Below are 18,211 nucleotides of genomic sequence, written 5' to 3' on the forward strand. Positions count from 1 at the left end.
AGGATCTTTTTAATGACGAATATTTTTGTGACCGCAAATCGAATGGAAAGAACAGGTCGTTTAATCGATACAAGATTTGATATGAACAATTTAGAGTCAGGCAGAAAGATGTATGAAGAGGGCCATATTGAAGGAGCTGTATACTGGGATTTAAATACCGACCTATCAGATTTAACGAAAGAAGAAGGCCGACATCCGCTTCCGGAAAAGAAGCAACTTCAGGCTTTGTTTCAAAAACATGGTTTAAATTACAATGATGCCATCTATATTTATGATCAAGGTGCTGCAGCTTTCGCAACTCGTGCATGGTGGATATTGCATTATGCTGGCTTCAAGCATGCCTATGTTGTAAATGGCGGTTTTGAGGCACTGAAGGAAGCTGGATTCCCAGTTTCGACAGAAGTACCTGTATTTAAGGAAAGCAAGCTTGATTTGCAGTGGAATGATGATATTTTAATAAAACGTCAGGATATTATGCATATTATTGAAGGTAAGCGAAAAGCGACAATAATTGATGCCCGCGCACCGGAACGTTACCGTGGTGAATTAGAGCCGTTTGATAAAGTGGCAGGACATATTCCGACAGCGAAAAACTATGATTGGGAACAGTTGCGTAATGGCTCAGAACTGGTTATTACGTCTTCTCTTCTCGCGCAAGTTCCAAAAGAAGAGGAAGTAGTTGTCTATTGCGGATCAGGTGTTACTGCTACACCGGTCTATACAGTATTAAAGGAAGCAGGCTATCAAAATATAAAAATCTATATGGCAGGCTATAGTGATTGGGTAAATCATCACTCTGTCGAAAAATAGATTGGAACTGCTGAATAGGCCGTTATGTAAATTAATTTTACATAGCGGCTTTTTGGCGTCCGGAAAATTTAACGAAAGTATGGCCTTGATTTCCAATATTTACAATAAAGTGGTATTGTAGAAAAATAACGGTCAAAGGAGTGAGAAATGTGTTATTGAAGAAAAGAATTGAGCTGAGTGAAAAGAACGGAGTAAAAATGATAAATGGATCTGTTCAATTTCAGGCAGTTTATTTAAATGTTCATTGCTTTGAAGTGGACGGTATATTAATTGATACGGGTTCTGCCTCACTTCTTAAGCAGTTTATGCCTTTTTTTGAACAGATGGACGTTGATCAGATTATGTTGACCCATTATCATGAAGATCACTCCGGAGGCGCGCATTATTTGCAGAAAACATACAACTTGCCGATATTTATGCATTCGCTCAACATTGAAGAATGTGCTAAGAAGGCAGGCTATCCTTTATATCGCAAACTTTTCTGGGGGGCAAGGCAGCCGTTTCTTGCACAGCCGGTCGGAGATGCTTTTTCATCAAGAACAGCAGATTGGAAAGTGATTGAAACTCCCGGACACACAGAAGACCATGTAGCCTATTTAAATGAATCGACAGGTCAACTCTTTACAGGTGATCTGTATGTGACGCCGAAAACAAAAGTCGTCTTGCGAGAAGAAAGCATCCCTCAAATTATCCGATCACTGGAGAAAGTATTAACGTATGATTTTCTTGAAATATATTGTAACCATGCGGGATATATCGAAAATGGTAGAGACGCTTTAATGCGAAAACTTAATTATTTAAAAGAGCTAAGTTATAAAATAGAAATGATGAACGAAGAGGGTTTGACAGCTGCCGAAATTACAGCGCAGCTTTTCAATAAAAAGTATCCGATTACAAAACTGTCTTTAGGTGAATGGGATGCGGCACATATCGTATCTTCTGTCTTAAACAAGTAAATAATATATGTTTACCGTCTAGTAAGTAGGAACTTACTAGGCTTTTTTTATATTTAAAATTGAAGCGGAAATAATAACTATTACGAAACTTAAAATTTACATTAGCTTTACAATTAACATTACTTAATAATGGGTATGGAAGAATAAAAGTTAACTTTTGTAGAAAATGCTGAAAAAAAGGCTGAATAAAAGCATTAAATCAACAAATAGTGATTGACTTCAGAATATTTCATCAAAAAAGGGCTAAAATTAACAAGATGTGTTTATAAAACTATGTTTCACAATTGTAAAGCTTTTGTAAATAACATAAATTAATGTTGAAGATATTGAAAACTCGGTGTTATGATTACCTAGGTTTTAATTTACAAACTTCATTTTAGGAGGATTTTATTCGATGTTTAACTCTAAAAAGCCGGATCCATTTTTTGAAGGATTATTAAATATTGCAAAAAATGTACAACAAGGTGCCAACTATGCAAAAGAATCGACAATTACTACAGTATCAGAACTAAAACAAATTCAAATTAAAATGAAGTCCTATGAAACAGCTGGGGACAAGCTGATTCATGAATTAATCGTGAAATTAAACGATTCGTTTATGACACCAATTGAACGTGAAGATATTCTATCATTAGCCATTAAACTGGACGATATTCTGGATGGCATTGAAAATACAATTGCCCACTTTGAAATGTATTCATTTACAGAAGTAAATCAGTATATGCGTGACTTCGTAGACTATATTGCCAAATCATCAGATGAAGCAGTAAAAGCAATGGAGTTATTGAATAAAAAAGATTTAATCGGAATGCGTCAACATGCCATTCTGATCAAAGATTATGAGCGTGAATGTGATGAAATTTTCCGTAAATCCATTACTGAACTATTCCAGACTGAGAAAGATCCAATTCGCTTAATCATCTTTAAAGATTTATATGAGCAGTTAGAAGAAATTGCGGACTACTGCCAAAATGTAGCGAATACAATCGAATCAATTATTATGCGAAATGCATAATGAAAAAGGAGTAAATTATGGATACGTTATTAATCATTACCGTACTCGTTGTCATCTTTGCGCTGGCATTCGACTTTATTAACGGTTTCCATGATACAGCCAATGCGATCGCCACATCTGTTTCGACGCGTGCTTTAAAACCTCGAGTAGCTGTTCTTTTAGCGGCAGTGATGAACTTCGTAGGTGCGATGACGTTTGTAGGCGTAGCAAAAGCTGTAGCATCTGGAATTGTGGATCCTTTCTCTTTGAACGCGTTTGAAGGGGATACAACAGGATCTGTAGTTATTTTGGCAGCATTATGTTCTGCCATCACATGGAACTTACTAACTTGGTATTTCGGTATTCCATCAAGTTCTTCACATACATTGATCGGATCAATTGCTGGTGCAGCAGTTGCATCGGCAGGTATGAATATTTTAAACTATGAAGGTTTCTTTAAAATATTGCAGGCGTTAATTATTTCGCCGATTTTAGCATTAACTCTTGGTTTTATCGTAATGAAGTTATTCAAATTTATTTTCCACCGCTCACCACTGTATGGAACAACGAAAGCGTTCCGTTTGACTCAAATCGGTACAGCGGCTTTACAATCGTTTACACATGGTACGAACGATGCCCAAAAAGCGATGGGTATTATTACAATGGCTCTAATCGCAGCAAACTTGCAATCAACAGATGAAGTACAGAATTGGGTACGTTTTGCCTGTGCATTGGCGATGGGTCTTGGGACATCAGTAGGCGGATATAAAATCATTAAAACAGTCGGCGGTAAAATTATGAAAATCCGTCCGGTCAACGGGGTAGCGGCGGACTTAACTTCTGCATCAATCATTTTTGGTGCAACAGTCATCGCATTACCGGTTTCGACTACACATGTAATTTCTTCTGCAATTATGGGTGTTGGTGCAGCACAGCGTGTGAAAGGTGTTAAATGGGGAATGGCGCGTAAAATTGTAGTTACGTGGTTTATCACATTGCCAATTTCCGCATTAATGGCCGCATTATTCTACTTCTTAATTAGTCTTATTTTCTAATTTTAAAACGGCGCTCAATAATTAATATTGAGCAGCCGTTTTTTGTTTGTGGGTGGAGGGTAGATTTTCTAATAAAGTTGCGAGTTGTTCTAATATAACCTGAAAAGTTCTAATATATCGCAGATCTTCTAATAAAGTGCACGTTTGTTCTAATATGAGCGCTCGATCTTCAAATAAACTATATGAAAGTTCTAAAATAGCATTCAATTCTTCTAATATCAGTCATAAATGTTCTAATATACAATACGCCGCGCTCTCACCACACCGTAACACGAGTTTTTCACTCCCCAGATCATTTCAAATATGTCTGAAACAGCGCATGCACATTTTCAACCGGAATAAATAATCCGACTTTCCCGTGCCCTTCACGAGTTCCTGTTGCAAACACAACACCAATTACATCTTCGTTTTCATTAATGACCGGGCTACCACTATTTCCGCGATAAACAGGTGCGTCCATCATAATGATATCTGGCTGAATGTCTGCGGCAGTTGTATAGCCGATAATCGTTCCTTTATTGGCAATCCCGCTAAATGCAAGCGGATTTCCGATAAAAAAGACGGCCTCATTTTTACGGAATTCGCTCGTTGTGGCAAGTGGCAGGAACGGCAAGTTTTCAGCATCCACTTTCAACAATGCCAAATCATAATCTTCATATGATTCTACAACCTCAGCTTTATAAAGCGTATCATCCGGAAATACAACGGTAATCGTCAACGCATCCTCAATTACATGATCATTTGTTATTATGTAGCCATTCTCTGATACCGCAAACCCTGTCCCTTTCCCTGAGTCGGTATTAATTGTGACAACAGATTGTTTATATGTTTGAATATTTTCCTGATTAGATAATTGTGATGATACTTTTAAAAATTCAATCGCAGGAATGGAATATACATTGAAAATCACGGCAAACGTACTAAAAGCTAATGTTAATGCCATCAACCATACTACAATTCGAACAAATGGTTTTTGCTTTGTCGTTTTTTTCGGCTGTGGGTTTAAACGTTCTTCTCGTGCTTTTGCAAGCGCCTTTTCCTGTTCTTCCAAAACAAGTTCCAAAAATTCTTCTTCTGTCAGTTCCTCAGTATTCGTTTTCTCTGTCATTGTGTTCCCTCCGATATGTATTAGTGTAACAAAAGTACACGAAATTTGAGACAAAAAGAGCAGGTTCAAATTTTTTTTTGGAAGTTTGTGAATTATTTCATATTACTAAATTGAAAATACTTCGTGCAATCCATCACATACTTTAGCTTGATAAAGCAGGATTTTAAAAATGACAGCCCTTACATTTATTATTTAGAAATAATAGATTGTGTTTGAAATCACAAATGGAACAAGCGGTTGGTAAATGATATAAGTATTGTTATATAAACGTTTTCAGCTTGTTTTTAGTAATTCGAACGATTTATTAAAGCTATCGTTGACAAAGTAAAAATTAAAGGTTAACATTCGTAATTACAAAGTATTTCAAAATTAGAAGGAGATGGTAAATATGGATTTAATGAAAAAGTCACTTGAAATGCACGAACACTTTGGCGGGAAAATGGAAATTCGTGCAAAAGTTCCGGTACAGGATAAATATGATTTGAGTTTAGCTTATTCTCCGGGTGTTGCTGCCCCTTGCCTTGCAATTGAACAGAATCCTTCAACCGTGTATGACTATACGATGAAAGGGAATTTAGTAGCGGTTATCACTGACGGAACCGCGGTATTAGGGTTAGGGGATATTGGTCCGGAAGCCGCCTTACCAGTAATGGAAGGTAAGGCGTTATTATTAAAGCGCTTTGCAAATGTTGACGCAGTACCGGTATGCTTAAACACTAAAGACGTAGACGAAATTGTCAACATTGTAAAAGCGATTTCGCCGACCTATGGAGCAATCAATCTGGAAGATATTTCAGCGCCGCGCTGTTTTGAAATTGAAGACCGGCTGCGTGCTGAATGTTCAATCCCGGTATTTCATGATGACCAGCATGGAACGGCAATTGTCGTTGGGGCAGGTTTAATCAATGCGGTGAAACTGGTGAAAAAAGATGTCAATAAGATGAAGGTTGTCATTAACGGAGCTGGGGCAGCAGGTATTGCGATTCTCCGTATTTTAATTCAAATGGGTTACACAAATGTCGTTATGTGTGACACGAAAGGCATTATTTATGAAGGGCGTCCTGAAGGGATGAATCCGGTAAAAGAACAGGTTGCTCATTTATCGAATCCGGATCAATTACGCGGTACTTTGGATGATGCATTAGTAGGAGCAGATGTGTTTATCGGGGTGTCCGCAGCAAATATTTTAACGGAAAAACATATTAAATCGATGGCTATAGATCCGATTGTCTTTGCTTTGGCAAATCCTGATCCTGAAATAACGCCGGATAATGCAAAAAAATGGGGCGTAAAAATTATTGGTACCGGCCGTTCTGACCATGCCAACCAAGTGAATAATATGCTTGCCTTCCCGGGGATTTTCCGTGGTGCACTTGATGTAAGAGCGACAGATATCAACGAGGCGATGAAGCTGGCGGCGGTTGAAGCTATTGCATCGCTAGTAACAGAAGAAGAGCTGAATGAAGACTTTATTATTCCGAGCTCGATGGATGAACGGGTTGCAGGTGTAGTTGCAAAAGCAGTTGGATCCGCAGCCATCGCATCAGGAGTTTCTGAATTGTTCCAGCAAGTAGATCTAATTAACACTTCGGTAGCCATTTAAAAAGGATGTGCATGAAGTTACATTCAGCACATCCTATAAAATAGTGAAGACGATCAATCAGTGGGAATCCAAAATCTCCACTGATTGCAGTGTCACTTAAACTGTTTGAAGCTCTGCAGTCAGTTGTTCCAATTGTGTAATTAAATCACCAATAAACGCAATTGTGTCATGTAATGGCTGTTCAGTCGTAATGTCGACACCTGCCATTTGTGCAAGTTCAACAGGTGTTTTTGTGCCGCCTGCTTTTAATACATCGATCCATTGCTCAACAGCTGCTTCGTCACCGTTTAAAATACGTTGTGATACTTGTGTTGAAATAGTTAAACCTGCAGAATACGTATATGGATATAAGCCCATATAGTAATGAGGCTGACGCATCCAAGTCAATTCTGCACCTTCAGTTACTTCAACTGCGTCTCCCCAGAATTGCTCAAGTACTTCACGTTTTAATTCATTCAGTTTCGGTGCGTTAACGCTTCCGACTTCATCGATAATTTCGTACACTTTACGCTGGTAAGCTGCCTCAAGTAAATGAGTTACGAAGTTATGGTAGTACGTACGGCTAATAATCGTTGAGATGACCCAACGTTTAAAGCGCGCATCCGTAGAATTTTTTAATAAGTGGTTGGCCATTAGCATTTCATTCATTGTTGATGGTGCTTCTATGAAGTAAAGTGATGGTCTTGCATTGAAAATATTTTGCGCATCATTTGCCAAATAGAAATGACCTGCATGACCTAGTTCATGGGCTAAAACGAATACTTCATTCATTCGGCTCGTCCATGAAATCAATACATACGGGTGTACACCATAAGGGCTTGAACAGAATGCGCCAGTTGATTTTCCGGCATTTTGTGCAAAATCAATCCATCGCTCATCAAAAGAACGATCGATCATATTCGTATAATGCTCGCCCATAATCGATAAACCGTCTTTCATATATTGACGGGATTCTTCCACCGTAATTGTTGGCTCATATGATGGGTCCAGCGAAATTTTTAGGTCTGCAAACGTCATTTTGTCCAACTGATGTGTTTTTTGCAACAGTTTTGCATAGCGGCGCATATGTGGTGCAAGCTCATTCATAATTAAATCGATTTGGCGGTTATACATTGAGCGGTCCACTTGCTGTGACTCTAATAAAGAATCAAAAATATTGTCGTAGCCGCGAAGGTCTGCTTCCGTTTTTTCAATTGCCAAGTGTGTATTATATGTTTTGGCAGTCGTATGCTGATAGTCGCGCAGTTTTTTTGAAAAGGCTTCAAATGCAGCACGACGTTTATTCGTGTCCGTTTCAAGCTCCCAATCGCCCTCAAACAAGTTATAGCTAAGCGGGAATGATTCACCATCTACTTCAAAGTTAGGGAACTGCATATCTACCAATTTTGTCGTATTGTACAGCTCATATGGCGCGTTGAATGTAGCACCGAATGCAGCCAATGCTTTTTCCGCTTCAGGATGTAACTGGTGCGGTTTTTGTACGAGCAGTTTATCAATAAAATTAGCGTATTCCGGTTTAGCAGTTTGTGCTTCTTTTAAAACAGCTTCGTCCAATGCAAGTAAATCACTTTTTACAAAGGATAACTTTGTTGCAAGTTTTGCAGCGAAAGAACCGAAGCTTGCGGCACGCATCTGATTTTCAGTGCTCGTTTGGTCAACGCTATGTGAAAGGCTCGCATATGTGCCGATTACAACCATTTTCTCCTGAATTTTTTCCGTTGCTTCAATTGCATTAATCGCGCCTTGTACATCAGTAATTGTCCCTGCAAGCCCCTCTGCAGTTTTCTCTACAAGTTGTCTTAATTCTTCGATTGCCGCTGTGTAGGCTTGTTCTGTAGCAAATAAATCTTCCAAATTCCAAGTTTCTTCAACCGGTACATCACTACGATTCAACATTGACATAAGTAGCCTCCTAATATTACGATATTCGAAATAAATAATACCATATTTCTGAAAATTTAGGAAGTAGTGAAAATTTGTTCGATAAATATTTTTAATATTATTTAGAAGACATATAGTAAAATAGAGAAACGATGGAAATAGGGAAAGAGTGTGATAATATGCAAGAAGTGAAGGATTGTAGTCTAATTCTTGAAGGCGGGACATTTCGAACGGTTTTTACTGCGGGAGTGTTGGATGCCCTTATGGAGGAACATATAAAGATGCCGTATATTGCGGCGATTTCGGCAGGTGCCATCAATGCGGTATCCTATATGTCCAATCAGCCTGAACGGACTATGCGAGTTTTGACAACGTACCGCAATGATCCCCGCTATATGGGAATGCGTAATTTTCTGAAGGAAAAAAGTCTGTTCGGATTGGATTTTGCCTATAATATCGTGCCGAATCAGCTTGATTTGTTTGATTGGGACGCCTATTACAACTATCCGGGTGAGGTGGAGTTCGGGCTGACGAATGCATATACCGGAAAAGTGGAGTATAAAAGTGCGCATACAATGACAAAAGCATGTGATATTTTACAGGCAACATGTGCCATTCCTATACTGTTCCCTGAGATTAAAATTGACAATGTTCCGTATTATGATGGGGGACTATCCGATTCGATTCCAATTAAACGTGCCATCGAAAAAGGATATAACAAGCATTTGCTAATTTTGACGAGGGAACCCGGCTATATAAAAAGTGCCTCTAAAACGAATCAGTGGGCAACGAAGCTTTTCCAAAAACGTTACCCAAGACTCGCGGCTGCGATGAGACATCGTGCGGATATGTATAATGAAACAATGCAATATATTGCTCAAAAAGAGATTGATCAGGAAGCGTTTATTTTTAAACCGGACCGTCCGATAAAAAGTTTTGAAAGCAAAGTTGATCAAATGAAAGCCAATTATGAGGTTGGCTATGAACAGGCACAAAAGCAAATGCCTGAGTTGAAGGCGTTTTTGGGGATTATTTAAAGATAAAGCATAATACTGTAATAGTTTAATATAGAATATACTTGCAAAAGCGAGTGGAATTATATTAAAATAAAGCTAAGAACATTAAATTAAATAAAAAGTGCAAGACAAGGTGGAGCCATAGTCAACTATGGCACCGCCTTGTCTTTTTTGCATTGGAAGGAGAAATTTATGTTTATTTTACAAATTGTTCTAGTTTTATTTGCTACCAAACTCGCCGGACATCTTGCTGCGAGAGTCGGGCAACCATCTGTACTAGGGAAAATAATTGTAGGTATTATTCTTGGTCCAGCACTCCTTGGCTGGGTTCATGATACTGAACTTTTAACCGTGTTCAGTCAAATAGGTGTTTTACTGTTAATGTTTTTAGCTGGTCTTGAAACCGACCTACAGGAAATGAATAGAAACAAAAAAGCGGCAATCTATGTTGCTTTAGGTGGTATTCTCCTGCCGATTATTTTAGGGTATGCAGGTTCGCAATATTACGGATTGTCTGTAGGAGAATCCATTTTTATTGGATTATTACTTTCTGCAACATCTGTCAGTATTTCGGTACAGGCGTTAAGGGAGCTTGGTTGGCTGAATAGTAAAGAAGGGTCAACATTACTTGGAGCTGCGGTTTTGGATGATATTGTAGTTGTAATTTTAATCGCCATTGCTATGAGTTTCTTTGCCGGATCAGATACGAATATCGGTTTATTAATCGGTAAGAAAGTATTATTCTTCGCCATCTTGATTGTACTGGCAAAATGGTTTATCCCACACTTTATAAGAATCTTCAAGAAATTTAGAGTTACTGAATCAATATTGAGTGCCGGCCTGATTATTTGTTTTGGTTTGTCATATTTTGCGGAATTCCTTGGTATCGCTGGTATTATCGGTGCTTTCTTTGCAGGGATTGCGGTTGCACAAACAGAATATAAAGATGAAATCGAACATAAGGTTGAGCCGATTGCCTACGGGATTTTTGTTCCGTTCTTCTTTGTTAGTATCGGATTAGCGGTTTCATTCGATGGAATTGGAGAACAAATCGGGTTTATTATCGTATTTTCAATAATTGCAGTTGTATCCAAATTTGTTGGTTCAGGATTAGGTGCGAAATTAGCCGGATTCAATACGAAATCATCGATGGGGGTCGGTGCTGGGATGGTTTCCCGAGGCGAGGTTGCACTAATATTAGCTGCAATGGGACTTGAAGGTGGCTTGCTGCCGGCTAATTACTATACATCGATTATTATCGTAATTATCGTAACAACAATCGTGACACCGCCTTTGTTAAAAGCAATTTTTGGGAAGAGAATAGTCGTATAAATTTAAGGGTTTAGATAGAAAAGATAGGCACATTTTCATGAGCCTATCTTTTTTTACGCCTTTTTTACTTTAAACCGGTAATAAAGAGACATAAACAATGTAATGAACGTTACAAAGACGGTTGCACCAATGACAGCAGCGGCTACGATTTGTACTGCTTTTAAGTCGGATTCAACTATTGCATAAACCGCCATAACTACTGCAACAGCGGGAAGCAGCTTTGTAAGTAGAACAAGCCCCTTTTTATTTTCTGCCTTCCATTGGTTACCGTAAGAAGTCAGTCCAGTCCACAGTAAAGGAATCGTAAGTATTGTCAGTAAAAGGGCTAAACCAAAGAAAAGTGTGTGTATGCTGTCAGTTGTTTGTAGTGAAATCAGCCAAGATATAATTGTACCTGGAACAAGTGTCACCATAGCAAGATTCAGCGGTTTTACTTGGTTTTTATACTTCTCAATCGTTGTATCACGGTCCGTGTAAATCGGCTTCGTGTTGGGAGAAGCACGAAATAAATGGATATCACCTGCAGAATCCACAAGTGACCAGCCTGCATCTTTGAAAAGTTCAAAGTATTCTTCATCCGTATTTTCCAGTGTCCGATAATCGATACTGTATACATAATCAGCATATTCACCTTTTTCAAGTGTGTAGCCTAAAAATGAAAAACTTCGGACATGCCAACCTTCAAGCGAAAGTTTATGCATTTTTTCCAAATCCTTTTGCTCAGAAAATGCTAATCCACCAGACATCATATACTTCGTTTTTGTCATACTTCATCCTCCATTCCTCTTTCAGCTAATTGAATCATCAGCTTTCTAATTGTTAACTCCTCTTTTAAAACGGTTTTGCCTTTTTGCGTCAGTAAATACACTTTACGCCTTGAATCCGTATCGTCGTATAAATAAATCCAATCATTTTGTAAAAGTTTTTTTATAATCGTGTACATTGAAGCTGGACCGATTGAAATATTCCCTTTAGATGTTTCTTCAATTAAATTCATAATCGCGTATCCGTGTTGGGGCGTTGTTAATGCGGCCATAATATGAAACATTGAATCGGTCAATTGCTCATTGTTTTTCACTATGTCACCTCCCGATATATCATAAAGTGATATATATGTCTGAAAACAATATATCACTTTATGATATATATGTAAACAGAATTATCGATTAATTTGATGGGGGAGTGGGAATGCGGGAAAATAAAAAGCCTGCTCGTTCTATAACGGAGCAGGCGATTTTTTAATTATTGGTGATTTTCGTAATCGTAATATTCAACCAGCCAAACAAAATCGTAATGACTGGACTTAACAGGCAAAAGAATGCGAACGGTAAATAGTCGATGACAGAAATGTTCAATGTAGAAGCAATGAACAGACCGCACACGCTCCATGGAACGAGCGGATTGATAACAGTACCTGCATCCTCAATTGTACGGGCTAAATTTTTCGGATGAAGCTGAACGGCTTTAAATTTTTCCTTAAATGCTTCACCTGTTAATAACAGCGATAAATACTGTTCACCGATTGTAACGTTAATTCCGATTGCGGTAAAAGCTGTTCCCGTAATAACAGATCCGACCGATTTCAACTGGTTTTGAAGCGCCTGCAACAAAGTTTGGATAATGCCGAGTGTAAAGAGCAATCCTCCCATAGACAGGGACAATACAATTAAAATAATCGTAAACAGCATACTGTTCATTCCGCCTCGAGTCAGTAATGAATCAATTGCTTCGACTCCTGTTTCCATTGAATAGCCGTTATATAAAATTGCAAACAGTTCGTTCAATGGAATAGAACTGTGGAAATATGATAGCACGATACCGGAAATAGCACTTATCGCTAATGTAGCAAGGCTTGGTAATTTAAAGATCGTACACACAATAAGAACGACAAGCGGAATGATTGCATACCAATGAATTAGATTTGTTGCGAACAGTGTTTCTTTAAAGCTTGTAATAAGCTCTGTGTCCATATACTGGCTTTTGGGAGAAATCCAGGCATATACGATTAGTGAAATAATAAATGCCGGAATGGTCGTGAACATCATATTTCTAATATGCGTAAACAAGTCAATACCGGCAACAGTCGCCGCCAAGTTCGTCGTATCGGACAACGGGGACATTTTATCCCCAAAAAAGGCTCCCGAAACAATTGCTCCTGCTGTAATAGCAAGTGAAGCGTCTATAGAACTCGCAACCCCTACCATTGCAACACCAACTGTTGCAACGGTAGTAAGAGAACTGCCGATCGCTGTGCCGATAATGCTTGTAATAAGGAAGACAACCGCATAAAAAAAGCTCGCAGTAATGATTGAAAGACCTATATACAATAGTGTAGGAATTGTCCCGCTTATTAACCAACTGCTGATTAAAACACCGATCAAAAGAAAAATATAAACTGCGCCGATACTTGTTGAAACAGAAGCAATCATACTTTGCTCCATGATGCGGTACGGTACTTTTCGCAGAACACCATACATGATCAGTATAATAATGGCTATGAAAATCGGAACATGCGGGACACTGCCGAGTTTCATAATGCTATAGGAGATGAGTGCAATAATAAATAAAATTAAAATAAGTGCTTCAAAAAAATGTGGTTTTACATGTTGTTTTGCATTCATGATGACTAGACCTCGCTATATAGTTTCGCGCTTCAACGCGTTGAAGTACAAAAGTTAGTGTAGCATTTTATTTAGAAAAAGGGAAGGGGGTAAAAATAAAAGGAACATACCGGAAAGTCCGAGATGTCCCTATAGTGCTTGATGAATGGCATTAAAAAAATAAAATTACTCAGCAAGCATAATCTTTTCTAATTGTAATGGTTCAATATATGTATCGCCTTGATATGCCCGCATATTACCGCCTGAAATTTCATCAATGAGTAAAATTTCACCTGTTTTTGCATCGCGGCCAAATTCCAATTTAATATCATAAAGCGTTAACCCTTTTTTCTCTAACTCTGCGCCAACAAACTTTGAAATTTCGATTGTGCGCTGTTTCAAGATGGCATATTCATCATGTGTTAAAATACCAAGCATTGAAAGCGCATCTTCTGAAATAGGAGGATCCAGGCGTTCATCGTCCTTAATAGTCACTTCTACAAATGAATCCAAATCCTGACCTTCTGTTGCATAAGCACCATAGCGGCGTAAAAAAGATCCGACTGCTTTAAAACGGCAAATAACTTCCAAACCTTTACCGAAAACAGTCGCGGGTTTAACCGTCATTGTCGCTTCATTAAAATTTGCCTCAACATAATGTGTCGGTACCTTTAATTCGTTTAATTTAGAATAAAAGAAAGAAGTAAGTTTCAATCCGGCAAGGCCTGCACCATCAATTGTTAAACCGACTGTGTTTGCGCCTGGATCAAAAACCCCGTTTTCTCCAGTTACGTCATCTTTAAATTTCAGCAAATATAATTCGTTTTCAAGTTTAAATACATCTTTTGTTTTACCAGTATACATTAATTCCATGAGAGATACCTCCAAAAGTAATTTCAAATTAATTATAACACGAATGATTTTATAATATTAGTGTAAAAATGTTCGTATTTTAAAGAAAGACGTCTAACCTTTGATATAGTATGCTCTTTGTTACCAGTATAATGGTAACATTTGTTATACTAATCTTAGACAAGGAGTGATTTAGATGCTAAAAACGTATAATAATATTGTTGTAGCAATTGACTTTTCAGAAAAAGCAAAAATTGCTTTTGAGCGCGGTATGAACGTTGCTCGATTGACGGATGCGACATTGAATTTAGTGAGTGTAATTGATACACATTCATTCGGATCAGTGGAAGCATATGATTTAAAGTATGCAAAAGCTCTAAAGGAAAAAACACTTGATCAGTTAAAGGAATACAAGGTTATAGCAGAACAGGCCGGCGTTAAAAATGTACAAGTATCCGTTGAAGAAGGATCGCCGAAAGCGGTATTGACGAACCTGACCGATGCCGATTTAATCATTATCGGAGCGACCGGTTTAAACCGTGCAGAACGTTTCTTACTAGGGTCTGTATCGGAAAATGTTGTACGCAGCGCCAATTGTGATGTTCTCGTAGTACGTTAAAAAATAAACCCGCAATACTCCTTGTTCAAAGGGGATTGCGGGTTTTGTTAATTAATATACGCCTTCTACAAGCATACCGTTTGCTACTTTAATGAAGCCGGCAATGTTTGAGCCGACAACTAAATTGCCTTCATAGCCATATTTTTTCGCCGCATCCGAACTTTCTTTGAAAATTGATTTCATAATACCGTGAAGTTTTTCATCAACTTCCTGGAAAGACCAGTAGTTACGGCCGGAATTTTGAGCCATTTCAAGTGCAGATACAGCAACACCGCCTGCATTTGCTGCTTTACCAGGGCCGAATAAAACATCGCTTGCTAAAAACTCATTGATTGCATCTAAATTCGATGGCATATTTGCACCTTCTGCAACGACTTTCACGCCATTTGCAATTAAAGTACGGGCCTGTTCACCGTTAATTTCATTTTGAGTTGCACATGGAAGAGCGATATCACATGGAATTGTCCAGATGCCGTCACAGCCTTCTGTATAAATAGCATTTGGACGATAATTTACATATTCTTTAATACGCTTCCCTTCAACTTCTTTTAACTGTTTTACAATTTTTAAGTTAATGCCTTCCGGGTCGTAAATGTAGCCTGCCGAGTCGGAGCAGGCAACAACTTTTGCTCCAAAGTGCTGAGCTTTTTCAATTGCATAAATCGCTACATTACCAGAACCTGAAACGACAACCGTTTTATCATTAATTGAAAGTTTTGCTTCACGCAGCATTTCTTCAACAAAGTATACTAAACCATATCCTGTTGCTTCTGTACGCGCCAATGAACCACCATAGCCAGGTTTTTTCCCAGTTAATACACCTGCCTCATATGCACCGCGAATACGCTTGTATTGCCCCCATAAATAGCCGACTTCACGTGAACCTACACCAATATCTCCGGCCGGAACATCGACATCAGGACCGACATAGCGGTATAATTCTGTCATGAAAGCTTGACAGAAGCGCATAATTTCTGCATTTGATTTCCCTTTTGGATCAAAGTCTGAACCACCCTTACCGCCGCCGATCGGTTGACCAGTTAAAGCGTTTTTAAAAATTTGTTCAAAGGCTAAAAATTTCATAATCGATTCATTTACTGTAGGATGGAAGCGTAATCCACCTTTATATGGCCCGATAACATTGTTATATTGAACGCGGTACCCACGGTTTACTTGTACTTGGTTTTGATCATCTTGCCAAGCGACACGGAAAGAGATGATTCTGTCCGGCTCAATGATACGTTCTAAAATATTATGCTGAATGTATTCGGGATGTTGTTCGAATACTGGAACTAGAGAAAGGAAAATTTCTTCCGCGGCTTGTAAGAATTCTAACTGATGTGCGTTCTTAGCTTTTAATTTTTCAAACACTCCATCAACATATTGCTGTGCGTTACTCGTTGTTGTCATTGTCGTCATGTTAATACCCCCAAATGGATTAATAAGTATACATTAGTATGAATTATCAAACAATTCAATTATATTTTATGTGACATCACTGTGTGAAATCGATGTTAAAAAAGAGAAAACGTTTTCAATTATTATATCTATATAATAATTTGAAGTTGCTTTTGGAAAGGATGATTAACTATTTTACAACTATTAATTGATGCAGATGCATGCCCGGTTGTTGATTTAGCGCTGTTTATTTCATCTCGATATGAGATAAGACCGATCTTGTTCTGCGATACATCACATCGAATGGAACGGGATGGTGCAAAAACAATTATTGTTGACAAAGGACCAGATTCAGTTGATTTTAAGCTTCTAAGTGTCTTAAAGCGAGGAGATATTGTCATAACAGGTGATTATGGTCTTGCTGCAATGTGTATAGCAAAAGGTGGAATTGTTATTACTCATAACGGAAAAGAACTGACGTCTGACAACATAGATCAACTGTTGGCTTTTCGATTTGAAAGTGCGAAAATAAGACGTGCAGGGGGACGTACGAAAGGTCCCAAAAAGCGCACGGAAGAAAATAATTTGGCTTTTGAAACGAAATTTCGACAAATTTGTGAACGTGCGATTTTTGAGAAGGAGGAATCATAAATGAATCAGCAAATCTTAAATTTAGACGAACTAAAAGAACGCTTTCCGTTAATTGAAAAGCTGCAATCCGAACAATATGTATTTTGGGAAAATGAAAGTGTAGCTAAAGAAAGCCAAGTATCTGACCAAGTGACACCAGATATGATTCAAGACGCAGAAAGTAGATTGAAGCGTTTTTCTTCTTATATAAAGGTTGCATTTCCAATCACGAAATTTTCAGACGGCATTATTGAATCGGAATTAAGAGAAATTGCCGCGATGAAAAAACTCATAGAAGGACGACGCGGTTTTAATATTCCTGGCAAATTAATGCTTAAATGTGATCATGCATTACCGATCGCCGGTTCGATTAAGGCGCGTGGCGGTATATACGAAGTGTTGAGTCATGCGGAAAAACTGGCAATCGATGCAGGAATGATAACAGAACAAGAGGATTACGCAAAATTCCATAGTGAAGAATTCCGGAAATTTTTCAGCAAATATAAAATAGCTGTCGGGTCAACGGGGAACTTGGGCCTAAGTATCGGTATTATTAGCGCACAGCTGGGTTTCCAGGTGACTGTGCATATGTCGATTGAGGCAAAAGAGTGGAAAAAAGAACTGCTGCGTGAAAAAGGTGTTGCAGTAATCGAATACGAATCCGATTACACTTCTGCAGTGGAAATCGGCCGCCAAATAGCAGAACAAGATCCTGCTTGCCATTTCGTTGATGATGAAAATTCAATCGATCTGTTTTTAGGATATTCGGTAGCGGGATCTCGCCTGAAAGACCAGCTTCAGCAAGCAAAAATTAAAGTTGATGCGAATCATCCGCTATTTGTTTATCTGCCATGCGGGGTTGGTGGTGCGCCCGGGGGAATTGCCTACTCTTTAAAACAAATTTACGGCGAACATATTCATATTTTCTTTGCGGAACCATTTGCATCTCCTTGTATGCTCCTAGGTTTGATGACAGGCATGCATGACAAAATCAGTGTGAATGATATTGGTTTGTCCAACAAGACAGAAGCTGACGGATTGGCGGTAGGGCGTCCTTCACGATTTGTCGGAACATTGATGGAATCCGTAATAAGCGGATGTTATACTGTGGATGACAGCTTTTTATATAGAAGTTTAAAAGGTATGTTTGAGACGGAAAACATTTTTATGGAACCTTCAGCACATGCAGGTGTGTATGGTCCGATTGAATTAATGATGCAGGGGACTTCGTATATTGAAAAGCATGGGCTTACAGATAAAATGGAAAACGCCACACATATTATTTGGTCAACAGGCGGCGATCTAGTGCCTGAAGAATTACGACAGCAGTATTTACAATCAGAGATATAGAAGGGAA

General features: G+C 38.5%; 17 protein-coding genes. 10 read left to right on the plus strand and 7 right to left on the minus strand.

From position 1 onward, the window contains the following. Positions 1-12 precede the first annotated feature (12 nt). From AC6CH1_RS04650 to AC6CH1_RS04665, 4 genes are all read left to right on the plus strand, one after another. The gene (locus AC6CH1_RS04650; RefSeq protein WP_251688769.1) at positions 13-810 is read left to right on the plus strand and encodes a sulfurtransferase; all 798 of its coding nucleotides are present in this window, start codon (positions 13-15) and stop codon (positions 808-810) included. 149 nt (positions 811-959) lie between these two features. Continuing rightward, positions 960-1,766: an MBL fold metallo-hydrolase gene (locus tag AC6CH1_RS04655; protein ID WP_251688767.1), complete on the plus strand. Its 807-nt coding sequence runs from the start codon at positions 960-962 to the stop codon at positions 1,764-1,766. 394 nt (positions 1,767-2,160) lie between these two features. Continuing rightward, the gene (locus tag AC6CH1_RS04660) at positions 2,161-2,781 is read left to right on the plus strand and encodes a DUF47 domain-containing protein (RefSeq protein WP_079525974.1); all 621 of its coding nucleotides are present in this window, start codon (positions 2,161-2,163) and stop codon (positions 2,779-2,781) included. Between the two features lie 17 nt (positions 2,782-2,798). Continuing rightward, positions 2,799-3,815, plus strand: coding sequence for an inorganic phosphate transporter (locus AC6CH1_RS04665; RefSeq protein WP_251688765.1), 1,017 nt, complete (start codon positions 2,799-2,801; stop codon positions 3,813-3,815). 292 nt (positions 3,816-4,107) lie between these two features. Here AC6CH1_RS04665 and AC6CH1_RS04670 read toward each other — a convergent pair whose 3' ends face one another. Next, the gene (locus tag AC6CH1_RS04670) at positions 4,108-4,923 is read right to left on the minus strand and encodes a S1C family serine protease (RefSeq protein ID WP_498316437.1); all 816 of its coding nucleotides are present in this window, start codon (positions 4,921-4,923) and stop codon (positions 4,108-4,110) included. Between the two features lie 388 nt (positions 4,924-5,311). Between AC6CH1_RS04670 and AC6CH1_RS04675 the strand changes: the two genes are divergently transcribed. Next, positions 5,312-6,526, plus strand: coding sequence for an NAD(P)-dependent malic enzyme (locus AC6CH1_RS04675; RefSeq protein WP_251688761.1), 1,215 nt, complete (start codon positions 5,312-5,314; stop codon positions 6,524-6,526). 96 nt (positions 6,527-6,622) lie between these two features. Here the strand turns inward: AC6CH1_RS04675 and pepF are convergent, their stop codons facing one another. Next, positions 6,623-8,428 carry an oligoendopeptidase F gene (pepF, locus tag AC6CH1_RS04680; protein WP_498316438.1) on the minus strand — a complete coding sequence of 602 codons (1,806 nt, stop codon included), beginning with the start codon at positions 8,426-8,428 and terminating at the stop codon, positions 6,623-6,625. 158 nt (positions 8,429-8,586) lie between these two features. On the opposite strand from pepF, the gene AC6CH1_RS04685 reads away from it, so the two are divergent. Continuing rightward, on the plus strand, positions 8,587-9,444 hold the full coding sequence (locus tag AC6CH1_RS04685; RefSeq protein WP_498316439.1) for a patatin-like phospholipase family protein: 858 nt from the start codon (positions 8,587-8,589) through the stop codon (positions 9,442-9,444). Positions 9,445-9,615: 171 nt separating this feature from the next. Continuing rightward, positions 9,616-10,755, plus strand: a complete 1,140-nt coding sequence (locus AC6CH1_RS04690) for a cation:proton antiporter (RefSeq protein WP_498316440.1) — start codon at positions 9,616-9,618, stop codon at positions 10,753-10,755. A gap of 53 nt (positions 10,756-10,808) precedes the next feature. Here AC6CH1_RS04690 and AC6CH1_RS04695 read toward each other — a convergent pair whose 3' ends face one another. From AC6CH1_RS04695 to AC6CH1_RS04710, 4 genes are all read right to left on the minus strand, one after another. Further along, positions 10,809-11,522 carry a DUF2812 domain-containing protein gene (locus AC6CH1_RS04695; RefSeq protein WP_251688755.1) on the minus strand — a complete coding sequence of 238 codons (714 nt, stop codon included), beginning with the start codon at positions 11,520-11,522 and terminating at the stop codon, positions 10,809-10,811. After that, on the minus strand, positions 11,519-11,833 hold the full coding sequence (locus AC6CH1_RS04700) for a PadR family transcriptional regulator (protein WP_014824262.1): 315 nt from the start codon (positions 11,831-11,833) through the stop codon (positions 11,519-11,521). Before AC6CH1_RS04700 ends, AC6CH1_RS04695 begins: the two co-directional genes overlap by 4 nt. A 160-nt stretch (positions 11,834-11,993) precedes the next feature. Further along, positions 11,994-13,376: a Na+/H+ antiporter NhaC gene (gene nhaC / locus AC6CH1_RS04705; RefSeq protein WP_251688754.1), complete on the minus strand. Its 1,383-nt coding sequence runs from the start codon at positions 13,374-13,376 to the stop codon at positions 11,994-11,996. 165 nt (positions 13,377-13,541) lie between these two features. After that, entirely contained in the window at positions 13,542-14,228 is a 687-nt protein-coding gene (locus AC6CH1_RS04710) for a phosphoribosylaminoimidazolesuccinocarboxamide synthase (protein WP_427710554.1), read from the minus strand. Positions 14,229-14,403: 175 nt separating this feature from the next. Between AC6CH1_RS04710 and AC6CH1_RS04715 the strand changes: the two genes are divergently transcribed. After that, positions 14,404-14,826, plus strand: a complete 423-nt coding sequence (locus AC6CH1_RS04715) for a universal stress protein (protein ID WP_251688750.1) — start codon at positions 14,404-14,406, stop codon at positions 14,824-14,826. Between the two features lie 51 nt (positions 14,827-14,877). Here the strand turns inward: AC6CH1_RS04715 and gdhA are convergent, their stop codons facing one another. Further along, on the minus strand, positions 14,878-16,245 hold the full coding sequence (gene gdhA / locus AC6CH1_RS04720) for an NADP-specific glutamate dehydrogenase (protein ID WP_251688748.1): 1,368 nt from the start codon (positions 16,243-16,245) through the stop codon (positions 14,878-14,880). Positions 16,246-16,416: 171 nt separating this feature from the next. Here gdhA and AC6CH1_RS04725 point away from each other — a divergent pair, with 171 nt between their 5' ends. Together AC6CH1_RS04725 and dsdA are read left to right on the plus strand one after the other, a co-directional pair. Further along, entirely contained in the window at positions 16,417-16,875 is a 459-nt protein-coding gene (locus AC6CH1_RS04725) for a YaiI/YqxD family protein (RefSeq protein ID WP_353056572.1), read from the plus strand. Continuing rightward, complete coding sequence (gene dsdA / locus AC6CH1_RS04730; RefSeq protein WP_498316441.1) at positions 16,876-18,204, plus strand: D-serine ammonia-lyase; 1,329 nt, start codon at positions 16,876-16,878, stop codon at positions 18,202-18,204. Positions 18,205-18,211: the final 7 nt, after the last annotated feature.

The organism is Solibacillus sp. GQ1 (assembly GCF_059758555.1).